General features: G+C 63.2%; 23 protein-coding genes. 16 read left to right on the top strand and 7 right to left on the bottom strand.

What is annotated here, in order from left to right; all coding sequences use genetic code 11:
- Window positions 1–5 precede the first annotated feature (5 nt).
- The 9 genes from murD (at window position 6) to lpxC (ending at window position 10,449) form a co-directional block, all read left to right on the top strand.
- Window positions 6–1,352, top strand: a complete 1,347-nt coding sequence (gene murD, locus IB234_RS19615) for a UDP-N-acetylmuramoyl-L-alanine--D-glutamate ligase (protein ID WP_192321119.1) — start codon at window positions 6–8, stop codon at window positions 1,350–1,352.
- Window positions 1,349–2,572 (top strand): putative lipid II flippase FtsW, encoded by a 1,224-nt coding sequence (gene ftsW / locus IB234_RS19610; protein WP_192321117.1) that lies wholly within the window; start codon window positions 1,349–1,351, stop codon window positions 2,570–2,572. The genes murD and ftsW overlap by 4 nt, the downstream gene beginning before the upstream one ends.
- The gene (murG, locus tag IB234_RS19605) at window positions 2,562–3,632 is read left to right on the top strand and encodes an undecaprenyldiphospho-muramoylpentapeptide beta-N-acetylglucosaminyltransferase (RefSeq protein WP_192321115.1); all 1,071 of its coding nucleotides are present in this window, start codon (window positions 2,562–2,564) and stop codon (window positions 3,630–3,632) included. Before ftsW ends, murG begins: the two co-directional genes overlap by 11 nt.
- A gap of 34 nt (window positions 3,633–3,666) precedes the next feature.
- Window positions 3,667–5,097 carry a UDP-N-acetylmuramate--L-alanine ligase gene (murC, locus tag IB234_RS19600; RefSeq protein ID WP_225580720.1) on the top strand — a complete coding sequence of 477 codons (1,431 nt, stop codon included), beginning with the start codon at window positions 3,667–3,669 and terminating at the stop codon, window positions 5,095–5,097.
- Entirely contained in the window at window positions 5,094–6,035 is a 942-nt protein-coding gene (locus IB234_RS19595; RefSeq protein ID WP_192321111.1) for a D-alanine--D-alanine ligase, read from the top strand. Before murC ends, IB234_RS19595 begins: the two co-directional genes overlap by 4 nt.
- Window positions 6,036–6,038: 3 nt before the next feature.
- Complete coding sequence (locus IB234_RS19590) at window positions 6,039–6,911, top strand: cell division protein FtsQ/DivIB (protein ID WP_192321109.1); 873 nt, start codon at window positions 6,039–6,041, stop codon at window positions 6,909–6,911.
- 22 nt (window positions 6,912–6,933) lie between these two features.
- Window positions 6,934–8,178 (top strand): cell division protein FtsA, encoded by a 1,245-nt coding sequence (gene ftsA, locus IB234_RS19585; RefSeq protein ID WP_192321107.1) that lies wholly within the window; start codon window positions 6,934–6,936, stop codon window positions 8,176–8,178.
- A 53-nt stretch (window positions 8,179–8,231) separates the two neighbouring features.
- Complete coding sequence (ftsZ, locus tag IB234_RS19580; RefSeq protein ID WP_192321105.1) at window positions 8,232–9,431, top strand: cell division protein FtsZ; 1,200 nt, start codon at window positions 8,232–8,234, stop codon at window positions 9,429–9,431.
- A 106-nt stretch (window positions 9,432–9,537) separates the two neighbouring features.
- Window positions 9,538–10,449 (top strand): UDP-3-O-acyl-N-acetylglucosamine deacetylase, encoded by a 912-nt coding sequence (gene lpxC, locus IB234_RS19575; protein WP_192321103.1) that lies wholly within the window; start codon window positions 9,538–9,540, stop codon window positions 10,447–10,449.
- A 59-nt stretch (window positions 10,450–10,508) separates the two neighbouring features.
- Here the strand turns inward: lpxC and IB234_RS19570 are convergent, their stop codons facing one another.
- Complete coding sequence (locus IB234_RS19570) at window positions 10,509–10,958, bottom strand: DUF721 domain-containing protein (RefSeq protein WP_192321100.1); 450 nt, start codon at window positions 10,956–10,958, stop codon at window positions 10,509–10,511.
- A gap of 235 nt (window positions 10,959–11,193) precedes the next feature.
- Here IB234_RS19570 and secA point away from each other — a divergent pair, with 235 nt between their 5' ends.
- The 4 genes from secA to IB234_RS19550 all read left to right on the top strand — a co-directional run bounded on the left by secA (window position 11,194) and on the right by IB234_RS19550 (window position 17,042).
- Entirely contained in the window at window positions 11,194–13,929 is a 2,736-nt protein-coding gene (secA, locus tag IB234_RS19565) for a preprotein translocase subunit SecA (RefSeq protein ID WP_192321098.1), read from the top strand.
- A gap of 98 nt (window positions 13,930–14,027) precedes the next feature.
- Entirely contained in the window at window positions 14,028–15,245 is a 1,218-nt protein-coding gene (gene argJ / locus IB234_RS19560; RefSeq protein ID WP_192321096.1) for a bifunctional glutamate N-acetyltransferase/amino-acid acetyltransferase ArgJ, read from the top strand.
- A gap of 223 nt (window positions 15,246–15,468) precedes the next feature.
- Entirely contained in the window at window positions 15,469–16,101 is a 633-nt protein-coding gene (locus IB234_RS19555) for a glutathione S-transferase family protein (protein WP_192321094.1), read from the top strand.
- Window positions 16,098–17,042, top strand: coding sequence for a Nudix family hydrolase (locus IB234_RS19550; RefSeq protein WP_192321091.1), 945 nt, complete (start codon window positions 16,098–16,100; stop codon window positions 17,040–17,042). Before IB234_RS19555 ends, IB234_RS19550 begins: the two co-directional genes overlap by 4 nt.
- Before the next feature lie 13 nt (window positions 17,043–17,055).
- Here IB234_RS19550 and IB234_RS19545 read toward each other — a convergent pair whose 3' ends face one another.
- The 4 genes from IB234_RS19545 to IB234_RS19530 are packed head-to-tail and all read right to left on the bottom strand — an operon-like array spanning window position 17,056 to window position 21,572.
- The gene (locus IB234_RS19545; RefSeq protein WP_192321090.1) at window positions 17,056–17,637 is read right to left on the bottom strand and encodes a cob(I)yrinic acid a,c-diamide adenosyltransferase; all 582 of its coding nucleotides are present in this window, start codon (window positions 17,635–17,637) and stop codon (window positions 17,056–17,058) included.
- Window positions 17,637–19,655 (bottom strand): sensor histidine kinase, encoded by a 2,019-nt coding sequence (locus IB234_RS19540; protein ID WP_225580713.1) that lies wholly within the window; start codon window positions 19,653–19,655, stop codon window positions 17,637–17,639. The genes IB234_RS19545 and IB234_RS19540 overlap by 1 nt, the downstream gene beginning before the upstream one ends.
- A gap of 43 nt (window positions 19,656–19,698) precedes the next feature.
- Window positions 19,699–20,610 (bottom strand): putative 2-dehydropantoate 2-reductase, encoded by a 912-nt coding sequence (locus IB234_RS19535; RefSeq protein ID WP_192321087.1) that lies wholly within the window; start codon window positions 20,608–20,610, stop codon window positions 19,699–19,701.
- Window positions 20,607–21,572: a response regulator gene (locus IB234_RS19530; RefSeq protein ID WP_192321085.1), complete on the bottom strand. Its 966-nt coding sequence runs from the start codon at window positions 21,570–21,572 to the stop codon at window positions 20,607–20,609. The genes IB234_RS19535 and IB234_RS19530 overlap by 4 nt, the downstream gene beginning before the upstream one ends.
- A gap of 149 nt (window positions 21,573–21,721) precedes the next feature.
- Between IB234_RS19530 and IB234_RS19525 the strand changes: the two genes are divergently transcribed.
- Both IB234_RS19525 and IB234_RS19520 read left to right on the top strand, forming a co-directional pair.
- On the top strand, window positions 21,722–22,201 hold the full coding sequence (locus IB234_RS19525; protein WP_192321083.1) for a YajQ family cyclic di-GMP-binding protein: 480 nt from the start codon (window positions 21,722–21,724) through the stop codon (window positions 22,199–22,201).
- 118 nt (window positions 22,202–22,319) lie between these two features.
- Window positions 22,320–23,165, top strand: coding sequence for a mechanosensitive ion channel family protein (locus tag IB234_RS19520; protein WP_192321080.1), 846 nt, complete (start codon window positions 22,320–22,322; stop codon window positions 23,163–23,165).
- On the opposite strand, the gene IB234_RS19515 is transcribed toward IB234_RS19520, so the two are convergent.
- Entirely contained in the window at window positions 23,166–24,779 is a 1,614-nt protein-coding gene (locus tag IB234_RS19515; protein ID WP_192321078.1) for an AmpG family muropeptide MFS transporter, read from the bottom strand.
- 41 nt (window positions 24,780–24,820) lie between these two features.
- Window positions 24,821–25,213, bottom strand: a complete 393-nt coding sequence (locus tag IB234_RS19510) for an MGMT family protein (RefSeq protein WP_192321076.1) — start codon at window positions 25,211–25,213, stop codon at window positions 24,821–24,823.
- Here IB234_RS19510 and IB234_RS19505 point away from each other — a divergent pair.
- A complete protein-coding gene (locus tag IB234_RS19505) occupies window positions 25,212–26,207 on the top strand; it encodes a DUF481 domain-containing protein (protein WP_192321073.1) in 996 nt (331 codons plus the stop codon). The genes IB234_RS19510 and IB234_RS19505 overlap by 2 nt on opposite strands.
- The last annotated feature ends 101 nt before the right edge of the window (window positions 26,208–26,308 follow it).

Raw genomic sequence — 26,308 nt, 5'->3', positions numbered from 1 at the left:
AGAGAGTGTCGCTGATCGCTTCCGACCAGTTCCGCATCGTTGTCGGCCTCGGCAAGAGCGGCATGTCCCTGGTGCGCTTCCTCGCGCAGCAGGGCGTGCGCTTCGCCGTGGCCGATACGCGCGCGAACCCGCCGGAACTGGCGACCCTGCAGCGCGACTACCCGCAAGTGGAAGTGCGTTGCGGCGAGCTGGACGTCGACTTCCTCTGCCGCGCCTCGGAGCTCTACGTGAGTCCGGGCCTGGCCCTGGCCACTCCGGCGCTGCGTGAAGCGGCCGCTCGCGGGGTGAAGATGTCCGGCGATATCGATCTGTTCACCCGTCACGCCAAGGCGCCGATCGTCGCCATCACCGGCTCGAACGCCAAGAGCACCGTCACCACCCTGGTCGGCGAGATGGCGGCGGCTGCCGGCAAGAAGGTCGCCGTCGGCGGCAATATCGGTACCCCGGCGCTGGACCTGCTCGCCGCCGACGTTGAGCTGTATGTCCTGGAGCTGTCCAGCTTCCAGCTGGAGACCACCGAGCGCCTGGGCGCCGAAGTCGCCACCTGCCTGAACATTAGCGAAGACCACATGGATCGCTATGACGGCATGCAGCACTACCACCTGGCCAAGCACCGCATCTTCCGTGGTGCCAAGCAGGTGGTGGTGAACCGTGACGACGCCCTGTCGCGCCCACTGATCGCCGACCAGGTGCCGTGCTGGACCTTCGGCCTGGGCAAGCCCGACTTCAAACGCTTCGGCCTGATCGAAGAGAACGGCGAGAAGCAGCTGGCCTTCCAGTTCGAGGCGCTGATGCCGACCGCCGAACTGAAGATTCGTGGTGCGCACAATCAGTCCAATGCCCTGGCTGCGCTGGCTCTCGGCCACGCCGTTGGCCTGCCGTTCGAGGCCATGCTGCAGACCCTGCGCAGCTTCGCCGGCCTGGCGCACCGTTGCCAGTGGGTGCGCGAGCTGCGCGGCGTGGGTTACTACGACGACTCCAAGGCCACCAACGTCGGCGCCGCCCTGGCTGCCATTGAGGGCCTGGGCTCGGATATCGCCGGCAAGCTGGTGCTGATCGCCGGTGGCGATGGCAAAGGTGCCGACTTCTCTGCCTTGAAAGCGCCGGTAGCCAAGTTCTGCCGCGCCGTGATGCTGCTCGGTCGCGATGCCGAGCAGATTGCCGAAGCCTTGGGCGATGACGCGCCGCTGGTGCGCGTGAAGACCTTGGACGAGGCCGTGCAGCGCGCTGCTTCCCTGGCCGAACCTGGCGACGCCGTGCTGCTGTCGCCGGCCTGCGCCAGCTTGGACATGTTCAAGAACTTCGAAGAGCGTGGGCGCCTGTTCGCCCAGGCGGCGGAGGGCCTGCAATGACCCTGCTGTCCCGCCTGTTCGCCGCTCCGTCGCCGCTGCGCACTCCACGCGGCATCGACCTGGACTTCCCGCTGCTGGCGGGTTGCTTGGCCCTGCTCGGTCTGGGCCTGGTGATGATCACCTCGGCCAGTTCGGAAGTGGCTGCGGCGATGTCCGGCAACCCGCTATATCACATGATCCGCCACCTGATTTACCTGGCTATTGGCATCAGCGCCGCCGTCGTTACGCTGATGATCCCGATGGCCTTCTGGCAGCGCTATAGCGCCAGCCTGCTGCTGATCGCCTTCGCCCTGCTGGTCATGGTGCTGATCCCCGGCATCGGCCGCGAAGTGAACGGCGCCAAGCGCTGGATCGGTTTCGGCATGTTCAACGTGCAGCCGTCCGAGCTGGCCAAGCTGTTCACCGTGGTGTTCATCGCCGGCTACCTGGTGCGTCGCCAGGACGAGGTGCGCGAGAAACTCTCCGGCTTCCTCAAGCCGATGCTGGTGCTCGGCCCCATGGCCGTGCTGCTGCTGGCCGAGCCGGACTTCGGCGCCACCGTGGTGCTGGTGGGTTCCTGCATAGCCATGCTGTTCCTCGGCGGCATCAACCTGGTGCGCTTCATCCCGCTGGGCGCCTGTGTGCTGGTGCTCGGTGCGATCGTGATGACCAGCCAGGCCTATCGTCTGGAGCGTCTGACAAACTTCGTCGATCCCTGGGCCGATCAGTACGGCGCCGGCTACCAGCTGTCCCAAGCGCTGATTGCCTTCGGTCGCGGCGAGTGGTTCGGTGTCGGTCTGGGCAACAGCGTCCAGAAGCAGTTCTATCTGCCCGAGGCGCACACCGACTTTGTCTTCGCCGTGCTCGCCGAGGAGCTGGGTATGGTCGGTGCGCTGGCCACCGTCGGCCTGTTCGTCTTTGTTGCCGTGCGCGCCTTATACATCGGCCTGTGGGCCGAGAAGGCCAAGCAGTTCTTCGCCGCCTACGTGGCCTATGGCATCGCTATCCAGTGGATCGGCCAGGTGCTGATCAACATCGGCGTGAACGTTGGCCTGCTGCCGACCAAGGGCCTGACTCTGCCGTTCCTCAGCTACGGCGGCAGCTCGTTGATCATCTGCTGCGTCAGCCTGGCCATGCTCCTGCGCATCGAGTGGGAGCGCCGTACCTCGCTGGGCAGCGAGGAAGTCGAATTCAGCGAGTCGGACTTCTTCGACACCGAGGAGGTCAAGCATGCGCGGTAATGTCCTGATCATGGCCGGAGGTACCGGCGGCCACGTGTTCCCAGCGCTGGCCTGCGCCCGCGAGTTCAAGGCGCGTGGCTATGCCGTGCATTGGCTGGGCACTCCGCGGGGCATCGAGAACGAACTGGTGCCGGCTGCTGAGCTGCCGCTGCACCTGATCCAGGTCACGGGCCTGCGCGGCAAGGGCAAGTTGTCCCTGCTCAAGGCGCCGTTCCAGCTGGTCCGTGCCCTGTTGCAAGCGCGCAAGGTGATGCGCGAGCTGCAGCCGGTGTGCGTGCTGGGCATGGGCGGTTACGTCACAGGCCCGGGTGGCCTGGCCGCGCGGATGAATGGCGCGCCGCTGGTGATCCACGAACAGAACGCCGTGGCCGGTACCGCTAATCGCAGCCTGGTGCCATTTGCCGCGCGAGTGTGTGAGGCCTTCCCGGGCACCTTCGACAAGCGTGCCAAGTTGCATGCCACTGGCAACCCGGTGCGTGAGGAGCTGTTCCTGGAGATTCCACGTGACGCGCTGTCCGGACGGAAGCCGCGCCTGCTGGTTCTGGGCGGTAGCCTGGGAGCGGAACCGCTGAACAAGTTGCTACCCGCTGCACTGGCCAAGCTGCCGGACGATTTGCGTCCGCAGGTGTTCCATCAGGCTGGCAAGCAACACGATCAAGTCACAGCGGAGCGTTATCGCGAAGTCGCGGTCGAAGCCGAGGTCGCGCCCTTCATCAAGGACATGGCCCGTGCCTATGCATGGGCCGATCTGGTGATCTGCCGCGCCGGTGCGCTGACTGTCAGCGAACTGGCCGCCGCCGGCCTGCCGTCGTTCCTCGTGCCTCTGCCGCATGCGATCGATGATCACCAGACCCGCAATGCCGAATATCTGGCGAAGGAGGGTGCCGCCATCCTTCTGCCGCAATATGCAACCGACGCGGACAAGCTTGCCGCGCAGTTGACCGAGGTTCTGATGCACCCTGAAAAACTCGAAGCTATGGGCCGTACCGCTCGCAGCCTGGCCAAGCCAGATGCCACCCGGGCGGTGGTCGACATCTGCCTGGAGGTGGCCCGTGGCTAAGTCTCCCGCCGCTGCCCGCTCGGAAATCCGCCGCATGCGCCGTATCCGTCGCATTCACTTCGTCGGTATCGGTGGCGCCGGCATGTGCGGCATCGCCGAGGTGTTGCTGAACCTCGGCTACGAGGTGTCCGGCTCCGACCTCAAGGCCTCGGCCGTGACCGAGCGCCTGGAAAGCTTCGGTGCCATCGTCTACATCGGCCACCGTGCCGAGAATGCCGAGCAGGCCGACGTGCTGGTGGTCTCCAGCGCCATCAATACCTCCAACCCGGAGGTGGCCACCGCCCTGGAGCGCCGCATTCCGGTGGTGCCGCGTGCCGAGATGCTCGCCGAGCTGATGCGCTACCGCCACGGCGTGGCCGTAGCCGGTACCCATGGCAAGACCACCACCACCAGCTTGCTGGCCTCTGTATTCGCTGCCGGTGGACTGGACCCGACCTTCGTTATAGGCGGCCGCCTGAACGCTGCCGGCACCAACGCCCAGCTCGGCAGCAGCCGCTACCTGATCGCCGAGGCGGACGAGAGCGACGCCAGCTTCCTGCATCTACAGCCGATGGTCTCGGTGGTCACCAACATCGATGCCGACCATATGAGCACCTATGGCGGCGACTTCAACGTTCTGAAGAAGACCTTCATCGAATTCCTGCACAACCTGCCGTTCTACGGCCTGGCCGTGCTCTGCGTAGACGACCCGGTGGTACGCGAACTGCTGCCGCAGGTGGCCCGTCCGACTGTGACCTACGGCTTCGCCGAGGACGCCGACGTGCGCGCCATCAATGTGCGGCAGGAGGGCATGCGCACTCATTTCACCGCACTGCGTCGAGATCGTGAACCGTTGGATGTGTCGGTGAACATGCCGGGTAACCACAACGTGCTGAATTCCCTAGCCACCATCGCTATCGCCACCGACGAGGGTATCGAGGACGCGGCTATCATCGCCGGCCTGTCAGGCTTCCAGGGTGTTGGCCGGCGCTTCCAGGTCTACGGCGAATTGCCGGTGGACGGTGGCAGCGTGATGCTGGTGGATGACTATGGTCATCACCCGCGCGAAGTGGCGGCAGTGATCAAGGCCGTGCGCGGTGGCTGGTCTGAGCGTCGCCTGGTGATTCTGTATCAACCGCACCGCTACAGCCGTACCCGCGACCTGTACGACGATTTCGTCCAGGTGCTCGGCGACGCCAACGTGCTGCTTCTGATGGAAGTCTATCCGGCCGGTGAGGAACCGATTCCCGGCGCCGACAGCCGCCATCTGTGCCACAGCATCCGCCAGCGCGGCCAGCTGGACCCGATCTACGTCGAGCGTGGCACCGAGCTGGCCCCGATCATCAAGCCGCTGCTGCGTGCCGGCGACATCCTGCTGTGCCAGGGCGCCGGCGACATCGGCGGCGTAGCCCCGCAGTTGATCAAGCACCCGTTGTTCCAAGGCGTCGCGCGCCAGGATGACCAGTTCCAAGGTGAGTCGAAATGAGCCTGCATTCCACCCTCGATCCCAAGGCCTTCGGCCGCGTCGCCGTGCTGTTCGGCGGCAAGAGCGCCGAGCGTGCGGTGTCGCTGAAGTCTGGCGCTGCCGTACTGGAAGCCCTGCAGGCGGCAGGCGTGGACGCCTTCGGCATCGACATCGGTGACGACTTCCTGCAGCGCCTGGTCGCTGAGAGGATTGATCGCGCCTTCATCGTGCTGCACGGCCGTGGCGGCGAAGACGGCTCCATGCAGGGCCTGCTGGAATGTGCTGGCATCCCTTACACCGGCAGCGGCATCCTCGCTTCTGCCCTGGCCATGGACAAGCTGCGCACCAAGCGCGTGTGGCTGAGCCTGGGCCTGCCGACGCCGAACCACGCTGCCTTGGCCAACGAAGAAGATTGCCGCGCGGCGGCTGCCGAGCTGGGCTTCCCGCTGTTCGTCAAACCGGCCCACGAGGGCTCCAGCATCGGCATGGCCAAGGTCGCTGATGTCGAGGCGTTGATCGCGGCCTGGAAGGACGCCAGCAAGTACGACTCGCAAGTGCTGGTCGAGCAGATGATCGACGGCCCCGAGTACACCATCGCCATGCTGCGTGGTCAGGTGCTGCCACCAATTGCCCTGGGCACGCCGCACAGCTTCTACGACTACGACGCCAAGTACCTGGCCAATGACACCCAGTACCGTATTCCCTGTGGTCTATCGGCCGAGAAGGAAACGGAACTGAAGGAGCTCACCGCGCGTGCCTGTGAGGCCGTGGGCACTCAGGGCTGGGCGCGCGCCGACGTGATGCAGGATGCCAGCGGCAAGTTCTGGCTGCTGGAAGTGAACACTGTGCCGGGCATGACCGATCACAGTCTGGTGCCGATGGCCGCACGCGCCGCCGGTCTGGACTTCCAGCAGCTGGTGCTGGCGATCCTGGCCGACAGCATAGAGGCAAGGGGCTAAACCATGGTCGCCACCCTCCGTCACCCGCAGCCCTTAGGAGGCGCCACCCGGCGTCAGCCTATCGCTGCGCGCGGCGCGAGTCGGATGGTAGCCAAGGAGCCGCTGTCCGCGCGCCTGCCGAAGCCGGACTTCGGTGGCCTTGGTCGCGGGCTTAAGCGTTTGGGCTGGCCGTTGCTGCTGGTGGCCCTGGGGTTCGGTACCTATGAGGGTGCCCAGCGCCTGCTGCCATACGCCGATCGGCCGATTGCCCGTGTCAGCGTACAAGGCGAACTGAGCTATATCAGCCAGCGGGCCGTGCAGGAGCGCATTGCACCCTATACATCGGCCAGCTTCTTCACCATCGACCTGTCTGGCATGCGCGCCGAGCTGGAGCGGATGCCGTGGATCGCTCACGCCGAAGTGCGTCGCGTATGGCCGGACCAGGTGTCGATCACCCTGGAAGAGCAGCTACCGGTGGCCCGCTGGGGCGATCAGTCGCTGCTCAACAACCAGGGGCAGGCCTTCGCTCCACGCGAAGCTGCCAATTACGAACACCTGCCGCTGCTGTCGGGGCCGCAGCGCGCCCAGCAGCAGGTGATGCAGCAATACCAGGTGCTCAGCCAGCTGTTGCGTCCGCTGGGCTTCACCATCAGCAGCCTGGAGCTGCGTGAGCACGGCAGCTGGTTCATCAGTACCGCCCAGGGCGTGGAAATCCTCCTGGGCCGGGATCACCTGGTCGACAAGATGCGCCGGTTCGCCAGCATCCACGACAAGGTGCTCAAGCAGCAGATCGCGAATATCGCGCGCATCGACCTGCGCTACGCCAACGGCCTTGCCGTGGCCTGGCGCGAGCCGATGCCGCCGACGGCAACCGAAGAAACGGTCGCCGTCCAGTGAATCGAGGAGAACAGTAGAGATCATGTCAAGCGTGCAGAGCGGCAAGATGATCGTCGGCCTGGACATCGGCACCTCCAAGGTGGTGGCGCTGGTGGGGGAAGTGACCGCGGATGGCGACCTGGATATCGTCGGGATCGGCACCAGTCCGTCGCGGGGGCTGAAGAAAGGCGTGGTGGTGAATATCGAATCCACCGTGCAGTCGATCCAGCGTGCCATCGAAGAGGCGCAGCTGATGGCCGGCTGCCGCATCCACTCGGCTTTCGTCGGCATCGCCGGCAACCATATCCGCAGCCTGAACAGCCACGGCATCGTTGCCATCCGCGATCGCGAAGTTAGCCCTGCTGATCTGGAGCGTGTGCTCGATGCTGCCCAGGCCGTTGCCATTCCGGCAGACCAGCGCGTGCTGCACACCCTGCCGCAGGACTACGTGATCGATAACCAGGAGGGTGTGCGTGAGCCACTGGGCATGTCCGGCGTGCGTCTGGAGGCCAAGGTGCACGTGGTCACCTGCGCCACCAACGCCGCGCAGAATGTCGAGAAGTGCGTGCGCCGCTGCGGAATGGAAGTGGACGACATCATTCTGGAGCAGCTGGCCTCCGCCTACTCGGTGCTGACCGAGGACGAGAAGGAGCTGGGCGTGTGCCTGGTCGACATCGGCGGAGGAACCACCGACGTGGCGATCTTTACCGAAGGTGCGATACGTCACACCGCGGTGATTCCGATCGCTGGAGACCAGGTCACCAATGATATTGCAATGGCATTACGCACCCCGACCCAGTATGCCGAGGAAATCAAGATTCGGTATGCTTGCGCCCTAGCCAAACTGGCGGGTCCAGGGGAAACCATCAAGGTTCCCAGTGTGGGAGACCGGCCACCGCGGGAGCTGTCCCGTCAAGCTCTGGCCGAGGTAGTCGAGCCCCGTTACGACGAGCTCTTCACCCTCATCCAGGCCGAGCTGCGGCGCAGCGGCTACGAGGACATGATCCCGGCAGGGATCGTCCTCACCGGCGGCACCGCCAAGATGGAAGGCGCCGTCGAACTGGCCGAAGAGATCTTTCACATGCCGGTGCGTTTGGGTGTACCCCACAGCGTCAAGGGACTGACCGACGTCGTGCGTAATCCTATTTATTCCACAGGCGTGGGCTTGCTGATGTACGGGCTGCGAAAGCAGGCCGACGGCTACCACGTGCCTGGAATCCAATATGGCGATGAGCCCAAAACACCGGTACTGGAACGGCTGAAACGCTGGGTCCAGGGCAATTTCTGATGTGAAACCCGCGGTAGCTGTAGGCGATAACTAAAAAAGGAAGGAGAGGGGAAATGTTCGAACTAGTAGATAACGTCCCGCAAAGTGCAGTAATCAAGGTCATCGGTGTGGGTGGCGGCGGTGGTAACGCCGTCAACCACATGATCAAGAACAACATCGAAGGCGTGGAATTTATCTGCGCCAATACCGACGCGCAGGCGCTGAAGAACATCGGCGCACGCACCGTGCTGCAGCTTGGCCCAGGCGTAACCAAGGGGCTGGGTGCCGGTACTAACCCGGAAATCGGCCGTCAGGCCGCTATGGAAGACCGTGAGCGCATCGCCGAAGTGCTGAATGGCGCCGACATGGTGTTCATCACCACCGGCATGGGTGGCGGTACCGGTACTGGTGCGGCGCCGATCATCGCCGAAGTGGCCAAGGAAATGGGCATCCTCACCGTTGCCGTGGTGACTCGTCCGTTCCCGTTCGAAGGCCGCAAGCGCATGCAGGTTGCCGATGAGGGCATCCGTGCCCTGTCCGACGTGGTCGACTCGCTGATCACCATCCCCAACGAGAAGCTGCTGACGATCCTCGGCAAGGACGCCAGCCTGCTGTCCGCCTTCGCCAAGGCTGACGACGTGCTGTCCGGCGCCGTGCGTGGTATCTCCGACATCATGCAGCGTCCAGGCCTGATGAACGTCGACTTCGCCGACGTGAAGACCGTGATGGGCGAGATGGGCATGGCGATGATGGGCACCGGCTGCGCCAGCGGTCCGAACCGTGCTCGCGAGGCCACCGAGGCGGCCATCCGCAATCCGCTGCTGGAAGACGTCAACCTGCAGGGTGCGCGCGGTATCCTGGTCAACATCACCGCCGGTCTGGACCTGTCTCTGGGCGAGTATGCCGCGGTGGGCGAGATCATCGAGGCCTTCGCCTCGGAAGCCGCGACCGTCAAGGTCGGTGCCGTGATCGATCCGGACATGCGTGACGAGCTGCACGTGACCGTGGTCGCTACCGGCCTGGGCGCGCGTATCGAGAAGCCGGTCAAGGTGGTCGACAACACCATCGCAGCCGCTGCCGTTGCCACTCCGGCTACCACCATCAGCGCTGCTCCGCGTGCTGCTGAACAGCCGGCCGTCAACTACAAGGACTACGAGCGCCCGACCGTTCAGCGTCAGAGCCTTGCCGGCAGCGCCGCGGCGGCCAAACTGAACACTCAGGATGACCTGGACTATCTGGATATCCCGGCCTTCCTGCGTCGTCAGGCTGATTGATGCTGTCTATCAGGAGTATATCGGTGATTGGTGTTCAGCAAAGGGCGGTTCTGCTATTATCGCCGCCCATTGTTGAAAACAGTTCGCAACAAGCGCAGCCAAAACCATGATCAGACAACGCACCCTGAAGAACATCATCCGAGCCACCGGCGTTGGCCTGCACTCGGGGGAGAAGGTTTACCTGACCCTCAAGCCGGCCCCGGTGGATACCGGAATCGTGTTCCGTCGCACCGATCTGGATCCGGTCGTGGAAATCCCCGCCCGCGCCGAGAATGTCGGTGAGACCACCATGTCGACCACTCTGGTCAATGGTGATGTCAAGGTGGACACCGTCGAGCACTTGCTTTCGGCCATGGCAGGCCTGGGCATCGACAACGCCTACGTCGAGCTGTCGGCGTCAGAAGTCCCGATCATGGATGGCAGTGCTGGTCCCTTTGTATTCCTGATTCAGTCCGCTGGCCTGGAAGAGCAGGACGCACCGAAGCAGTTCATCCGCGTGCTGCGCGAAGTGACAGTGGAGGAGGGCGACAAGCGCGCCACCTTCCTGCCCTTCGACGGCTTCAAGGTGAGCTTCGAGATCGATTTCGATCACCCGGTATTCCGTGGTCGCACCCAGACCGCCAGCGTCGACTTCTCCAGCACTTCCTTCGTCAAGGAAGTGAGCCGCGCGCGCACCTTCGGGTTCATGCGCGACATCGAGTTCCTGCGTTCGCAGAACCTGGCACTCGGCGGTAGCGTGGAAAACGCCATCGTGGTCGATGAGTTCCGCGTGCTCAACGAAGACGGCCTCCGTTACGAGGATGAATTCGTCAAGCACAAGATCCTCGATGCCATCGGCGACCTTTATCTGCTGGGCAACAGTCTGATCGGCGAGTTCCATGGCTTCAAGTCGGGCCACGCGCTGAACAATCGTCTGCTGCGTACCCTGATCGAGCAGAAAGATGCATGGGAGGTCGTGATCTTCGACGACGCCAGCACTGCACCGATCTCCTACATGCGCCCGGTAGCGGCCGTGTAAGCAACACCCTCCTTCTGTGATATTTCAGGCCACCCTCGGGTGGCCTGTTTTTTTTGTGGTCAATCGTGTTTGGCGTTGCGAGCGAGCCGTTCGAGTGCGGCTCGCAGCTTTGAATCTTCAATGCCTTCCGCTGCGCAGTTGAGGCTTTCGGCGGCGGATTCGGAGAGCGTGACCTTGCTGCCCTGATAGGCCACTTGAGTGTTTGGCGGGCGTACCTTGACCTGGATCTTCTGCAGCCCTGTGAACTCTGGCAGCACCTGCAACAGGCGCTGCAGGCGGCGTTGCTGGTAGTGCAGGCGGGTGGCCCAGTGCCCATTGCTGGTCAGCAGCAGCAAGCAGCCCTTATGCCAGCTGGCGACTTTGCAGTGCTCGCGCGCCGCGGGCTCAAGCTGTGCCTCTACCAGGGCCTGCAATTTACTCAGTCGCTGCGCTGCGCTGAACAGGGCATGCAGCGACTTGTTATCTTGCAGCAGCGCTTTCGGGGTCTTGGCTGGGGGGCGAAGGCTCATGGTCGCGGTTTCGTAGATTGATGCCCCATGTTAGCAAAGGCCCTTGCAGATGTCGGTTGTCGTCCCCATATAGCGTGCACGGCCGCCCGGGACGTGCTCGGCGGGCCCGCGGGAGTTCGCCCTTTTCTCGCCAACATTTCCGAGTAGAATGCCCCCTTTGCATTCAGCCAGCTTGGCTGCGGGGCGGGTTTCTGCGCCGTCCTCCCAATCCCCCAGAGTGGAAGAATCTGCCGATATGTTTGCGCCACTGTTGAAGAAGATTTTTGGAAGCAAGAACGAGCGTGACGTCAAACGCATGCTCAAGGCAGTGAGCGCGATCAACGCCCTGGAAGAGCAGATGCTGGCGCTCTCCGACGAGCAACTGAAGGCCAAGACCGAGGAGTTCAAAGCTCGCGTGGCCAAGGGCGAAAGCCTCGACCAGATCCTTCCCGAAGCCTTCGCTGTGGCCCGTGAGGCCGGCAAGCGGGTGATGGGCATGCGTCACTTCGACGTGCAGCTGATCGGTGGCATGACCCTGCATGAGGGTAAAATCGCCGAGATGCGTACCGGTGAGGGCAAGACCCTGGTGGGTACCCTGGCGGTGTATCTGAACGCACTGTCCGGCAAGGGCGTGCATGTGGTCACGGTGAACGACTACCTGGCACGCCGCGATGCCAACTGGATGCGCCCTCTCTATGAGTTCCTCGGTCTGTCCGTAGGTGTCGTCATCCCGTTCATGGGACCGGACGAGAAGCGTGCTGCCTACGCTTCTGACATCACCTACGGTACCAACAACGAATTCGGTTTCGACTACCTGCGTGACAATATGGCCTTCTCGCTGGACGAGAAGTTCCAGCGCGAGCTCAACTTCGCCGTGATCGACGAAGTGGACTCCATCCTCATCGACGAAGCCCGTACACCGCTGATCATTTCTGGTCAGGCCGAAGACAGCTCCAAGCTGTACATGCAGATCAACCAGCTGATTCCGCGCCTCAAGCAGCACATCGAGGAAGAGGAAGGCGTGGTCACCCAGGAAGGCCACTACAAGGTCGACGAGAAGACCCGCCAGGTGGAGTTGAACGAGGCCGGCCACCAGTACGTCGAAGAGATGCTCACCGCGGCCGGCTTGCTGGCCGAGCACGAAAGCCTCTATGCCGCACACAATCTTGGCCTGTTGACTCACGTATACGCCGGCCTGCGCGCGCACAAGCTGTTCCACCGCAACGTCGAATACATCGTGCAGAACGATCAGGTCATCCTGATCGACGAGCATACCGGTCGTACCATGCAGGGCCGTCGCCTGTCCGAGGGTCTGCACCAGGCCATCGAGGCCAAGGAAGGGGTGAACATCCAGGCCGAGAGCCAGACCCTGGCCTCGACCACCTTCCAGAACTACTTCCGCCTGTACAAGAAGCTCTCCGGCATGACCGGCACCGCCGACACCGAGGCCTTCGAGTTCCGCCAGATCTACGGTCTGGACGTGGTGGTCATTCCCACCCACCGTCCTGTTGCGCGCAAGGACTACAACGACCTGGTCTACCTGACCCAGGAAGAAAAGTACCAGGCGATCATTACCGACATCAAGGAATGCCAGGCCCAAGGTCGGCCGATTCTGGTCGGTACTGCGTCGATCGAGACTTCCGAGTATGTCTCCAAGCTCCTCGAAGAGGCCGGTATCGAGCACAAGGTGCTCAACGCCAAGTACCACGAGAAGGAAGCAGAGATCATTGCCCAGGCCGGTCGCCCGGGCGCTGTGACCCTGGCCACCAACATGGCCGGTCGCGGTACTGACATTCTGCTGGGCGGTAACTGGGAGGCCGAGGTTGCTGCCTTGGAGGCGCCGACCGAGGAGCAGATCGCACAGATCAAGGCTGACTGGCAGAAGCGCCACCAGCAGGTGATCGAGTCTGGTGGCCTGCACGTGATCGCTTCCGAGCGTCACGAGTCCCGCCGTATCGACAACCAGCTGCGTGGTCGCGCTGGGCGCCAGGGCGACCCGGGTTCGAGCCGCTTCTACCTGTCGCTGGAAGACAGCCTGATGCGCATCTTCGCATCTGATCGGGTTAAGAACTTCATGAAGGCTCTCGGCATGCAGGCCGGCGAGGCCATCGAGCATCGCATGGTGACCAACGCCATCGAGAAGGCCCAGCGCAAGGTCGAAGGCCGCAACTTCGACATGCGTAAGCAGCTGCTCGAGTATGACGATGTGGCCAACGAGCAGCGCAAGGTGATCTATCACATGCGCAACAGCCTGCTGGCTGCCGAGAACATCGGCGATACCATCGTCGAGTTCCGCGAGGAAGTGCTGGCCGTCACCATCAACACCCACATTCCGCCACAATCGCTGCCCGACCAATGGAACATTGCCGGCCTGGAAGCCGCGCTGTACAGCGATTTCGGTCTGCGCCTGCCTATCCAGCAGTGGCTGGACGATGACGACAAGCTGTACGAAGAAACCCTGCGCGAGAAGATCCTTTCCGAGCTGATGGCCGCCTACAACGAGAAGGAAGAGCTGGCCGGTGCCGAGGCCCTGCGCACCTTCGAGAAGCAAATGCTGCTGCGTGTCCTGGACGACCTGTGGAAAGACCACCTGGCCACCATGGATCACTTGCGCCACGGTATTCACCTGCGCGGCTACGCACAGAAGAACCCCAAGCAGGAGTACAAGCGCGAGTCCTTCACCCTGTTCCAGGATCTGCTCGATTCGATCAAGCGCGACACCATTCGCGTGCTGTCCCACGTTCAGGTCCGCCGCGAAGATCCCGCCGAGGAAGAAGCACGTCAGCGTCGCGAGGCCGAAGCCATGGCTCAGCGCATGCAGTTCCAGCATGCCGAAGCGTCTGCGATGCCCACCGTTGATGGAGAGCAGGCTGAGGAAGGCGAGCTCGCCGTCGCTGCGCCGGCGCGCAGCGAGCCGAAGATCGGGCGTAACGAACCCTGTCCGTGCGGTTCCGGCAAGAAATACAAGCATTGCCACGGCCAGGTCGGCTAAACCGTCTCAGACCTGCTATATAGAAACGCCGCGACCGGCTCAGCCGCTCGCGGCGTTTTTCCAATTTCTGTGTCACTGCCTTTGAAGGAGCGTCTCCTATGGCCGTTGGTCTCGGTCCCCTGCCAAAACTGCACCCGGTTCCCGGTTTCGAACTCGGTATCGCATCCGCCGGTATCAAGCGTCCGGGGCGCAAGGACGTGGTGGTAATGCGCTGCGCCGAAGGCTCGCGTGTGGCTGGCGTGACTACTACCAACGCCTTCTGCGCCGCCCCGGTGATCGTGACCCGCGAGCGTGTGGCTGGCGACGTTCGCTACCTTCTGACCAATACCGGCAACGCCAATGCCGGCACCGGCCCGGATGGCCTGGCCAATGCGCGCCGAACCTGTGCTGCCCTGGCCTCGCTGACCGGGGTGGCAGCCGAAGCTGTGCTGCCTTTCTCCACCGGAGTGATTGGCGAGCCGCTGCCCGTCGAGAAGATCGAAGGCGCTCTGCAGGCCGCGCTGGACGATCTGGACGAGGATCACTGGGCCGAAGCTGCCACGGGTATCATGACCACCGACACCTTGCCAAAGGGCGCCAGTCGCCAGTTTCAGCATGATGGCGTGACCGTGACCGTGACCGGCATCAGCAAGGGTGCCGGCATGATCCGCCCGAACATGGCGACCATGCTCGGCTACATCGCTACTGACGCCAAGGTGGCGCGCGGCGTGTTGCAGGATCTGGTGCGCGACGCGGCCAACAAGTCGTTCAACCGCATCACCATCGATGGCGATACCTCCACCAACGATTGCTGCATGTTGATCGCTACTGGTCAGGCCCAGCTGCCGGAAATCACTTCTGCCAGCGGTGAGCTGTTCGCCAAGCTCAAGCAAGCCGTGCTGGAGGTATTCATGGAGGTCGCGCAGGCCATCGTCCGCGATGGCGAGGGCGCCACCAAGTTCGTCACCGTCCAGGTCAATGGTGGCGGTACCCACCAGGAGTGCCTGGACGTAGCCTACGCCGTGGCTCACTCGCCACTGATCAAGACTGCACTCTTCGCCTCCGACCCCAACTGGGGACGTATCCTCGCTGCCGTAGGCTATGCCGGTGTGTCGAATCTGGACGTGAGCAAGATCGACGTGTTCCTCGGCGAAGTCTGCATTGCCAGCAAGGGGGCGCGCGCGGCTACCTACACCGAGGCTCAGGGCGCGGCGGTGATGGCTCGCGAGGAAATCACCATTCGCATCGAGCTGGGTCGTGGTGCCTGCAGCGAAACCATCTGGACCACTGACCTCTCCCACGAGTACGTCAAGATCAACGCTGAGTACCGTACCTGAGGTGTCGTTGACGCTCGTGGTTCGGCGGCGCAGCGATACTCGAATCGCTGCGCCGAGTACGGCCTTCGGCCTGGGCTAGCTAGCTGACCGTTTCACGGTTGGGTGCTCTGTCCCAACTGCTCCGCACTGCCATTCCCTGCACTCATAGGGGTATGCGCGATCGGAATTGTTCGCGGCCGTTCCGGCCGCGTACGCTGCGTCTAAACCCCTCTAGGAGAACGATATGTCCCTCAAGCTGGTGATCGGCGACAAGAACTATTCCTCCTGGTCGCTGCGCGCGGCGCTGGCCATGGACCTGACTGGCGTTCCCTACGAAGAGATCAAGGTGCGTCTGTATCAGCCGAATAGCCGCAGCCAACTGCTGGCTCACGCACCGACCGGTAAGGTCCCTGTGCTGCTCACCGAGGAGGGCCCGGTGTGGGACTCCCTGGCGATCGCCGAGTACCTGGCTGAGCGTTTCCCCGAGGCGCATCTGTGGCCGCGTGGCCAATACGCTCGTGCCCTGGCGCGAAGCGTATGCGCCGAGATGCACAGTGGCTTCATGGCCCTGCGCAGCCACATGTCGATGGACCTGTCCCGCGACCAGGCCCTGACCGAAATTCCTGCCGAGGCTCAGGCCGACATCCAGCGCGTATGCAAGCTGTGGGCGGACTGCCGCCAGCGCTTCGGTCAGGACGGGCCGTTCCTGTTCGGCCATGTCAGCATCGCAGACGCCTTCTTTGCACCGGTTGCTGCGCGCCTACGCAGCTATCGGGTGGTGTTGCCGGCAGAGGCTGCGGCCTATGTTGACACCGTCTATCAATGGCCGGCGTTCCATCGCTGGTATCAGGCTGGGCTGCAGGAGGTCGGAGCGTGAAGCGTATCCACGTGGCCGCTGCGGTGATCCGCGGTGCCGATGGCCGGGTACTGATTGCCAGACGTCCGCAGGACAAACATCAAGGCGGCCTTTGGGAGTTTCCCGGAGGCAAGGTGGAAGAGGGTGAGGCCGTCGAGCTGGCGCTGGCTCGCGAGTTGGAAGAGGAACTGGGAATCCGCGTCAGCACCGCGCGGCCGTTGATCCAGGTGCACCATGATTACCCGGACAAGCAGGTGCTGCTGGATGTCTGGGAGGTCTCTGCCTTCACCGGTGAGCCCCATGGCGCTGAGGGCCAACCCCTGACCTGGGCCACTGAACGGGAGCTGCTCGACTACGAGTTCCCGGCGGCCAACCAGCCAATAGTGTCGGCAGCGCGACTGCCCGATACCTATCTGATCACTCCGGATGGTCTCGATCCGCCAGAGCTGATGCACGGCGTGCGCGCCGCTCTGGTTGCCGGTGCCAGGCTGATCCAGCTGCGTGCGCCAAATATGTTCGACCCGCAGTACCGCGATCTGGCCATTGATATCCAGGGTCTCTGCGCCGGCAAGGCGCAGTTGATGCTCAAGGGGCCTCTGGAGTGGCTGGGCGACTTTCCCGCCGCGGGCTGGCACCTGACCGCCGAGCAGCTGCGCAAGTACGCGCCTAATGGTCGGCCGTTCCCGGCTCAGCGCTGGTTGGCCGCCTCTTGCCACAATGCCGAGGAGCTTGAGCTGGCGGTACGCACGGGGGTGGATTTCGTCACCCTGTCACCGGTGCAGATTACTCAGACCCATCCGGAAGCCACTCCGCTGGGCTGGGAAACTGCTGCCGAGCTGCTTCGCGCGAGCAACCTGCCGGCCTATCTGCTCGGTGGCATCGGCCCTCGGGATCGTGAGCGGGCCTGGCAGGTGGGCGCCCAGGGTGTGGCCGGTATCCGCGCGTTCTGGCCGGGTCAGTAGGCTACGGACGGGGCTAGGGCGTGGGCTTCTCCGCTGCCTGCCAGAGCACCTCGTCGATACCCTGCCTGCGTGCGATCAGTCGGGCGGCGACGAACAGCAGGTCTGACAATCGGTTGACGTAGGCCATGCCCACCGGGCGTAGCGGCTCTTCGGCGTTGAGCTGCTGGCAGCGGCGCTCGGCATTGCGGGCCAGACTGCGGCAGACATGGGCCAGTGCCACCAGGCGAGAGCCGCCCGGCAGGATGAAGTTCCGCAGGGGGCCTAGCTCTTCGTTCCAGTGATCGATGGCCACCTCCAAGCGCTCCACTTCGCCCTCCTGCAGTGCTTGGTAGTCGGGCATTGCCAGCTCGCCGCCGAGGTCGAACAGGCGGTGCTGGCAGGGCGCCAGGACCGCGCTGATCTCGCTCAGCTTTGGCCAAGTGACTTCCTGCTCGGCGAGATCTGCCAACAGCAGGCCGAGATGGCTGTTGAGGGTATCCAGTTCGCCTATGGCTTCCACTCGCGGGTGGTTCTTGGCCACGCGGCGGCCGTCTGCCAGGCCGGTTTCACCCTTGTCGCCGGTCTTCGTGTAGATCTTGCTCAGTCGGTGACCCATCAGATGCTCGAGTTTTCAGGGGCGGCCAGAGGCAGGCGCAGGGTGAAGCAGGTGCCCTGTCCCTGGGTGGACTGCACTTCCAGTTGGCCCTTGTGGTTATTGGTGACGATGAAGTAGGACACGGATAGACCGAGGCCGGTGCCCTGGCCTACTTCCTTGGTGGTGAAGAACGGCTCGAAGATGCGCTTGCGTACCGGTTCGGGCATGCCGATGCCATTGTCTTCCACCTGCACCTCCGCCCAGGGAGGGCTGAGGCGGGTACGCAGGATAATGCGCCCCGGCTCGGTATCGTCGTCGCGCAGGTGGATGGCCTGGGCGGCGTTCTTCAACAGATTGAGCAAGACTTGTTCAAGCTCGTTGGCCGTGGCTGGTACCGGGCCCAGGTGCGGGTCGAAGTCGCGGACGATGTCGATCGCCTTGAAGTCGAAGCTCTCGGTCAGATCGAAGTCGTTGCCGGCGATCTCCAGTGCCTGGTCGATCAGCACCGGCAGCTGGCAGGGCGCCAACTGCCGGTTGCTACGCCGGCTGAAGGCAAGCATGTGGCTGACGATCTTCGCCGCGCGGGAGCCGGCCTGGGATATGCCTTCGAGTAACTGGGGAATTTCTCGGCTGTCCAAGTAGGCGGTGACGTCATCCAGAGCGATGCCCACCTCGACGGCTATGTCTTGATTCTTCGCCAACTCGGGGGAGAGCCGGCGGCGTATGTTCTGCACATTGTGCAAGATGGCACCCAGCGGGTTGTTGATTTCGTGAGCCATGCCTGCGGCCAGGCCACCCACCGAGAGCATCTTCTCCGACTGCACCATCATTTCCTCCAGCGACAGGCGCTGGGTGATGTCATCAATGCGGATCACCACGCCACGGCCGCCGGCCCCTACCAGCGGGTAGAACGTGAGGGCGTAGTGGTGTGCCTCTTCGCCCTTGCGCCAGGTGACCCTCTCTATCTTCTCCACGCGATGTTGCTCGGCGGTGCGCTTGAGCTGGACGAGGAAGGGCTTGAGCGGAGGGAAGGCAAGGAATACCGGCTGGTTCAGTGCTTCGTCCAGTGGTGTACCTGAAAGGGCGCTGGCCTCTTGGTTCCATTGAGTGACGTAGAGCTGATCGTCTAGGGCGATCAGCGCCGATGGCATCGAGTCGATGATGTTGTTCAGGTAGTTCTGGAAGCCGGTGAGCTTCTTCTCGATCTTGCCCCGTACCTGTACCTCCAGCTCGAGCTTGCGGTTGGAGTGGCGGGTCTCCTCGGCCAGGCTGTGAGCCTGGGCGAAGGCGCTTTCGGCATCGTCGCGAGCACGCTTGAGCTGTTGTTCGCGGGCCTCGATGCGGCCGAGCATGGTGTTGAAGGCATCGGCCAGGCTGCCGATTTCATCGCGGTTGCCACGCGCCGCACGCAGTGAGTAGTTTTCTTCCCGGGTGACTTGGCGCGACAGTTCTTCCAGGCGGCGGATCGGTCGGGTGATCAGGCGCCGTACCTGGCGGGCGATCAAGGCCCACAGCAGAACGCTGATCGCCAGGATTACCCCGCTCGCGGTGAGGGTCCCGGTATAGAAGGCCCCTGGAAGCTCACTCGATGCTACTAGCAGGAGCCGACCAGGCGCCTTGTCCGGTTGTGGCAGCTCTATCAGCTGGGTGGCGCGAAATTCCGCCAGGCGCCAGTGCTCGAGTTCGTCGCTATGCGAGGGAAGGCTCAATGGCTGACCGAGCTGCAGTTCGGCCAGGCGCCGTCCGGTGCTGTTATAGAGTGCGGCTGCCCGCAGCGGGGCATAACTCTCCAGTCTTTCCAGCACTTTGCGCGCAGCTTCTGGTGAAGACAGCGCGTGGCGGCTCAGTTCGGGAGTGGCGATGAGTTTGCCCAGCGTTTGCAACGCCTGGGGAGCAACGCTTTCCTGGGAGATCCAGTAGGCCGCGCTGATGAATGCCAGGTTGGCCACCAGCATCACCGTGGCCAACAGGATCAGCAGTGCAGCGAGGAGCTTGCGGCCGACCGGCAGGTTGTCGAGGTGCTGGCGCAGTCGGGTCAATGGCGCAGTTCCGTTCAGGCTGGAGTGGCAGGGTAGCGCTCGTTCAGGTCACGGGCAATCGGCGGGCGGTCAGGTGCTCGCGTAGACGCTGGTGCAGATCTTCCAATTGCGGCAGGTGCAACTGCAGGCGCTCTGCCTCTCGGACGGCGCGGCCGATGAGATAGCTGATCTCCGTACGCCGTCCTCTGGCGACGTCTTGGTACATGGACGAGTAGTTAGATGCTGTGCCAACGATCACGCGCATCACCTCCTCGTGCAGGTCAGCGGCTGCTTCGGGTTGATCCAGAAGCAGGAGCAGCCTGGTTAGTTCCGTACAGAGGCCTTCGACTTCTGTGGGCCACTCGCGCAGGCCTCCGTTGCGGCAGTCATGCAGGACGGTCAGGGGGTTGATTGCGCAGTTTAATGCCAGCTTGCGCCACAGCCTGGTAAGGATGTCCGCAGTCCACTGATGGGGGATGCCTGCGTGGATCAGGTCATCCAGCCAGGCGGGCGGGGGGTATCGCTCCGGGGTGCCGAGCCAGGTATGGCCTCGACCCGCGAAGACTACGCGGAAGTCCCCGTCGCGATAGGCCCCTTCCGTGCTGGAGGCCAGGATGCATTGTGCCTGAGGCAGGCTAGCAGCTACGGCGTCCTGACTGCCGATACCGTTCTGCAGCATGACAATTTCTGCATTGGGTGCCAGGCGGGGTGCCAGGCTCGCGATGGCTTCTTCGGCATCGTAGGCCTTGCAGGCCAACAGCACACGGTGAATCGGCTGGCCGGTGGAGTGGGTTTCGGCGGGGATGGGATGAAGTGTGGCATGACCGTCTTCGATCAGGGTCAGCCCGCCTCTGGCCTGATAGCGGGCCAGCGCTTCCTGGTCCCGCAGGATCAGTCGAACCGGTACTCCGGCCCCGGCCAGCCTGGCGGCCCAGAGGCCTCCCAGACTACCGGCACCCAGAATGCTCCAGCTCACTGGGCCAGGGGGAGGCGTACCGCGCTGACGCGACCGCTGTCGTAGGAGTCCGGTAGCGCTCGCGCTGCCTCGGAGAATAGGTATTGGGGCGCCACGGGCAGAGCCTTCGCGTCCATCCCGACCAGTGCGATGCCGGCCTTGAGGCTGATGAAGCCCTCGCTGGTCTTGAATGCCTTGAGGTTGAGTCCTTCGTGCACCCGCTTGAAGCTGCTCGGTGAGCACTCCTGCAGGTCTTCGAGCATGGCTATCATGCCGAAGTGGGTGTCATCCACCCGAGTCAGCACATCCAGCGGTCGCACCAGTTGCTGCAGACGGCGCGCCACACCATGCAATACCTCGTTCCAGAAGCCGTTGCCGTACTGGCGACGCAGAGCCTCTCCTTCCTGCAGACCGATCAGCAGGTAGCAGACGGCCCCACCACGAGACTCTACCTGGCGCAGGCAGTCGCTCATCTTCTGTTGCAGGTAGCGCGGGTTGCCCAGGCCGGTTAGCGGGTCTACCAGGTTGCGCTGCTCCAGGCTGGCGATGTTCTGGGTCAGCATGCGGTTTTCGTTGAGCAGCCGCTGCAGGGTATTGCACAGCCGGTCGGCGGCATACACGCGCGGAACCAGCTGTTCGTTCATTGCCGCCTTGCTGATGAAGTCGTCGACGCCGCGATCGAACGCTTCTACCAGTACATTCTCGCCTTCCTTGCCGGTGAGCAGGATGACGTAGGTGTAGTGCTCGGCGGTTTCGTCCAGCTGGCGTACCCGCGCAGTCAGCTCGAGTCCGTCCATCTCCGGCATCAGCCAGTCGGCCAGCAGTACGCTGGCGGGACGTTTTTCCAGCAGGCGCAGGGCTTCTGCCGCGCTGTTGGCGAAGCGCACATCCTGATAGCCGGCCTGACTCAAGGCGCGGCCGATCATGGCGCTGGAAAACTTGGCATCGTCCACCACCAGAATGCTGAGATGGGGGTTGGGCATTGGGGAGCTCGCTGGCTGAGGGAGAGGGCTGCCGCGGGTTTGCTGAGCGGCATGTATCAGACTGGTTATAATGAGCGCGCCAATTTTATCGTCAAGTCAGGCGCGCTCAGTCCGTGAGGAGGATCGCGCCGTCCATCAGGAGCAAGCCCATGCCTTCGTTCGATGTGGTGTCGGAACTGGACAAGCACGAACTTACCAACGCGATCGATAATGCCATCAAGGAGCTCGATCGGCGCTTCGATCTGCGCGGCAAATGCAGCATCGAGAGCAAGGAAAAGACCGTAACGCTGACCGCCGAAGCCGAGTTCATGCTCGAGCAGATGCTCGATATCGTTCGCGCCAGCCTGATCAAGCGCAAGATCGACTGCCAGTGCTTGGAAACCAAGGATGCCTATGCGTCCGGCAAGGTGATGAAGCAGGAGGTGACTTTCCGCGAGGGCATCGACAAGGAGCTGGCGAAGAAGATCGTCGCCCATATCAAGGACAGCAAACTCAAGGTCCAGGCCGCCATCCAGGGCGAGCAGGTGCGCGTCACCGGGAAGAAGCGCGATGACCTGCAGGAGGCGATCGCCGCCCTGCGTGGCAAGGAGTTCGGCATGCCGCTGCAGTACAACAATTTCCGCGACTGAGCCGCTGCTGTGTCGGCAGAAGAAGGAACCCCCCGGGCTTTTTCTCGTCGCACAAGAAGCACCATGACGCCATGGCCTGCCATGGCGTCGTTGTTTCTGGCGATAGAGGAGTGCGGGCATGGACCTGACAGAAATCAACATGGACCAACTGGTGAAGGCCTCTGAGGCCTGGCTGCCGGTGGTCATCGCGTATGGCAGCAAGCTGCTGCTGGCATTCGTCACGTTGCTGATCGGCTGGTGGCTGATCAATCGGTTGACCTCACGCGTCGGTGGTCTGATCGCCGCGCGTCACTCCGACCGAGCCTTGCAAGGTTTCATCGAGAACCTGGCGAACATCATCCTCAAGGTGCTGCTGGTGATCAGTGTGGCCTCGATGGTGGGCATAGAGACTACTTCGTTCATCGCTGCAATCGGTGCCGCCGGCCTGGCCATCGGCCTGGCGTTGCAGGGAAGCCTGGCGAACTTCGCTGGCGGTGTGCTGATCCTGTTGTTCCGTCCGTTCCGTATTGGCGACTGGATCGAGGCGCAGGGAGTGAGCGGTACGGTCGACAGCATTCAGATCTTCCATACCGTGCTGCGTACCGGCGACAACAAGACAGTGATCGTGCCCAACGGTGCATTGTCCAACGGCACCATCACCAACACCTCCCGGCAGACCACTCGGCAGGTAGTGTTCGACGTCAAGGTCGATTACGACAGCGACTTGCAGAAGGCCCAGCAGGTGCTGCGCGAGATGGCGGAGGACTCCCGGGTACTCAAGGAACCAGCGCCAGCGGTGGTGGTGGCGGGGCTGGGCGAGACTTTCATCACCCTGTCGCTCAGAGTGTGGACGGCCAACTCCGACTACTGGCCGGTGACCTTCAGATTCAACGAACAGGTTCGTGATCGGCTGCGGGAGGTGGGCGTCGATATCGCCGTACCCGGAATGCTGGCGCGGGGCCTCAAGGCGCCCGCGCCGAGCTGATCAGACCTCACCGCGCTGCGTTGGAGCGTTTTGCTCGGGTTGTGCCGGTTGGCGTCCCTCGCGGCTCCACTGCAGGACGATAAGGATCAGGGTCGGCACGCCCAGCAGAGCGGTGGCGACGAAGAACTGGGCATAGCCGGCCTTTTCCACCATGACACCCGAGTATCCGCCGACCAGACGCGGCAGCAGCAGCATGATCGAGCTGAGCAGCGCATATTGGGTGGCTGAGAATTTAAGGTTGGTCAGGCTCGACAGGTAGGCGACGAAGGCAGCAGTGGCCAGGCCTGAGCTGAGATTGTCGAGCGTGATGGTTACTACCAGCATCAGCATGTGTGGGTCCAATGCCCACAGCAGATGGCTCACCGTTTGCTGGCCATAGCCGGCAGGGTCGACGACGCCGCCGAATCCGGACAGTGTGGCGAACAGTAGATTGGTGCCCGCCGAGGCCGCGCCGCCCAGCAGAAGAATCGGCAGGATGCCGAAGCGAACGATCAGCAGGCCGCCGAGGGCCGCGCCGAGCAGCGTCATGATCAGTCCAAACAGCTTGCTGACGCTGGCGATCTGGCTCTTGGCGAAGCCCATGTCGATGTAGAAGACGTTGGCCATCACCCCCATCACCGTATCTGACATGCGATAGGTGGCGATCAGGCCCAGCAGGAGCAGGGCTTGCCAGCGGTAGCGCAGGATGAAGTCGTTGACCGGTGTGAGTACCGGCGCCAGACCACGGCGGCCCATGCGCGACAGGCAGACAGCGCTGAGCACGGCATAGATGCCGAAGCGCATGAAGGCACGGTCCTCGAGCACGAGTTCCATCAGCCCTATCTCGCCACCGAGCATCAGGAACACGTCGCTGCGGAAGAACTGGGTGAACATCGCTGGTACCGACACCAGCAGCACGATCAGCACCAAAACCGAGGCGAGTTGGCGATACAGGCCGTATCGTGCAGCGGCCATCTGGGTCTGCAGAGGTACTGGCGGTTCACGCATCCACAGGGTGGTGATGACACCCGGCAACATCAGCATGGCGAACAACAGGTAGGTGCTGGCCCAGGCTCCATGCTGGTAGCCGGTGCCGGGGTTGCCGAACCAGCCGGCGAAGTACAGGGCACCTGCAGTGGCCAGCAACGCGGCGACGCGGTAGCCGGCCATGTAGCTGGCGGCCAGGGCAGCTTGGCGGGTGTCGTCGACGATTTCCAGGCGATAGGCATCCACCGCGATGTCCTGAGTAGCAGAGGCGAAGGCCACAACCACGGCCACGGCTATCAGCCAGGAAAGGTGCTGCTGCGGATCGCACAGTGCCATACCGATCAGCCCGAAGGCGACCAGGCCCTGAGACAGGATGAGCCAGGAACGCCGGCGACCGAGGCGGCCGAGCAATGGCAGACGCCATTGGTCAAGCATCGGTGCCCACACCCATTTGAATGCGTAGGCCAGGCCGATCAGGCTGGCATAGCCGATGGTCTGGTGCGCCACTCCCGCTTCACGCAGCCACACCGAAAGGGTGGAGAACACCAGCATGTAAGGCAGGCCGGCGGCGAAGCCCAGCAGAAGCAGAGCCAAGGCGGCCGGATGGGCATAGGTGGCGAGGGCGGCCCGCCAGGTTCTACGGGGCATGTGTGAAATGTTCTGTTGCTAGCACGGGCAAAGGGCGCACTCTAACTCTTGGCCTCCATCGGGCGCCAGCCGTGGCGGCTCATATCGACGCGATCATTGCGAATGGTCAGGCCTTCGGTGCGAAGTCGGGCGCGTTGTTCCTCGCCCGACGGGGTCCCGGCCGCCAGGCTCAGGCGGCCGCCTGCGCCGAGTACCCGATGCCACGGGAGGCGGGTGTCGTGGGGTAACTGGCTGAGTGTGCGACCGACCCAGCGAGCAGCTCGGCCGAGGCCCGCGAGGGCAGCGAGCTCGCCGTAGCTGACCACCTTGCCCTCTGGAATCTGTGCCATGACCAGATAGAGTGCTTCGCGGCGCCCTTCGGCACTTGCCGTGGGCTCCAGGGCTGGGGCATGTTCTGGCGTGTCGCTTCGTACCTTCTTCGGTGATCTGGCCATGTTGCGCGTCCTGCTGTCCTGTCTGCTGCTGAGCCTGGCGGTACCCGTCGCCGCCGATACCGTTTGGCTGAACAGTGGCGATCGCCTGACCGGCGAAATACTGGTGCTCGACGGGGGTAAGCTGGCCTTGAAGACCAAGTATGCCGGCAGGGTACTGATCGACTGGAAGGATATCGATACCCTCAGCTCCGACAAGCCCCTGATGCTGCGCCGCGAGGGTATGGACAGCGAGCATAGCGAGCGTCTGCAGGCCGCCGGGCGGGGTATGGTGAAGATGGTCGATGGCAGCGAGAAAGTGATTGCGCTGTCGAGTATCTCTCGCCTGGTCCCGCCGCGACCGTTGCTCAAGGATCGGGTCTGGGAGGGCAACCTGGACGCCAAACTGGACATGGAGCGCAACCAGGACCGTACCGACGAATGGAAGATCAAGGGTAACACCCGCGTCGAGCACGGCCGCTGGCGTCACGTACTGCGCGGCGAGTTGGAGCACGAGAAAGAAAATGGCGAGAAGACGGAGGACAACTGGGAGCTGGAGTATGACCTTGACCGCTTCGTCACCGACCATTGGTTCTGGCGCGTCGGCTACGAGCATGATGAGGACGAATTCGAACAGATCGATCGCTCACGCATCTATGGCACCGGGCCGGGGTATCGCTTCTGGGACAACGAGTTGGGGCGGCTGGATCTGATCACCCAGTTCAATCGTATCGAGCTATACAGTGCGCTGGGAGACGCACGCTTCAACAGCTGGTCTCTGGAGTGGGACTACAAGCGGCTCCTGTGGGGTACTCGCCTGGAGTTCTACACGAACGCGGAGGTGCAGGTGCCGCAAATCGACGCGATCGACTACGTGTTCGATGGCGAGGCGGGGCTGCGCTATCGCCTCAACGACTGGGCACGGCTCTCCTTGTTGTACGAGCTGAACCAGCTGCGTGGGCTGGGCACGACTGTATCCGATCGGCATTACCTCATTGGTCTGGGGGTGGGCTGGTAAGCGCGTCGGCTGAACTTCGAGGCATATTCGCCGGTCTGTGCTTGCTCAGTCGGCGTGCATCCGGATAATGCGCGCCTTTCCATGATCCAGCCTGTTGTCGA

Source organism: Pseudomonas sp. PDM16, from assembly GCF_014851865.1.
Lineage (GTDB): Bacteria > Pseudomonadota > Gammaproteobacteria > Pseudomonadales > Pseudomonadaceae > Aquipseudomonas.
The sequence above is the reverse complement of the archived record's forward strand: the minus strand, read 5'-3'. Positions and strand labels throughout refer to the sequence as shown.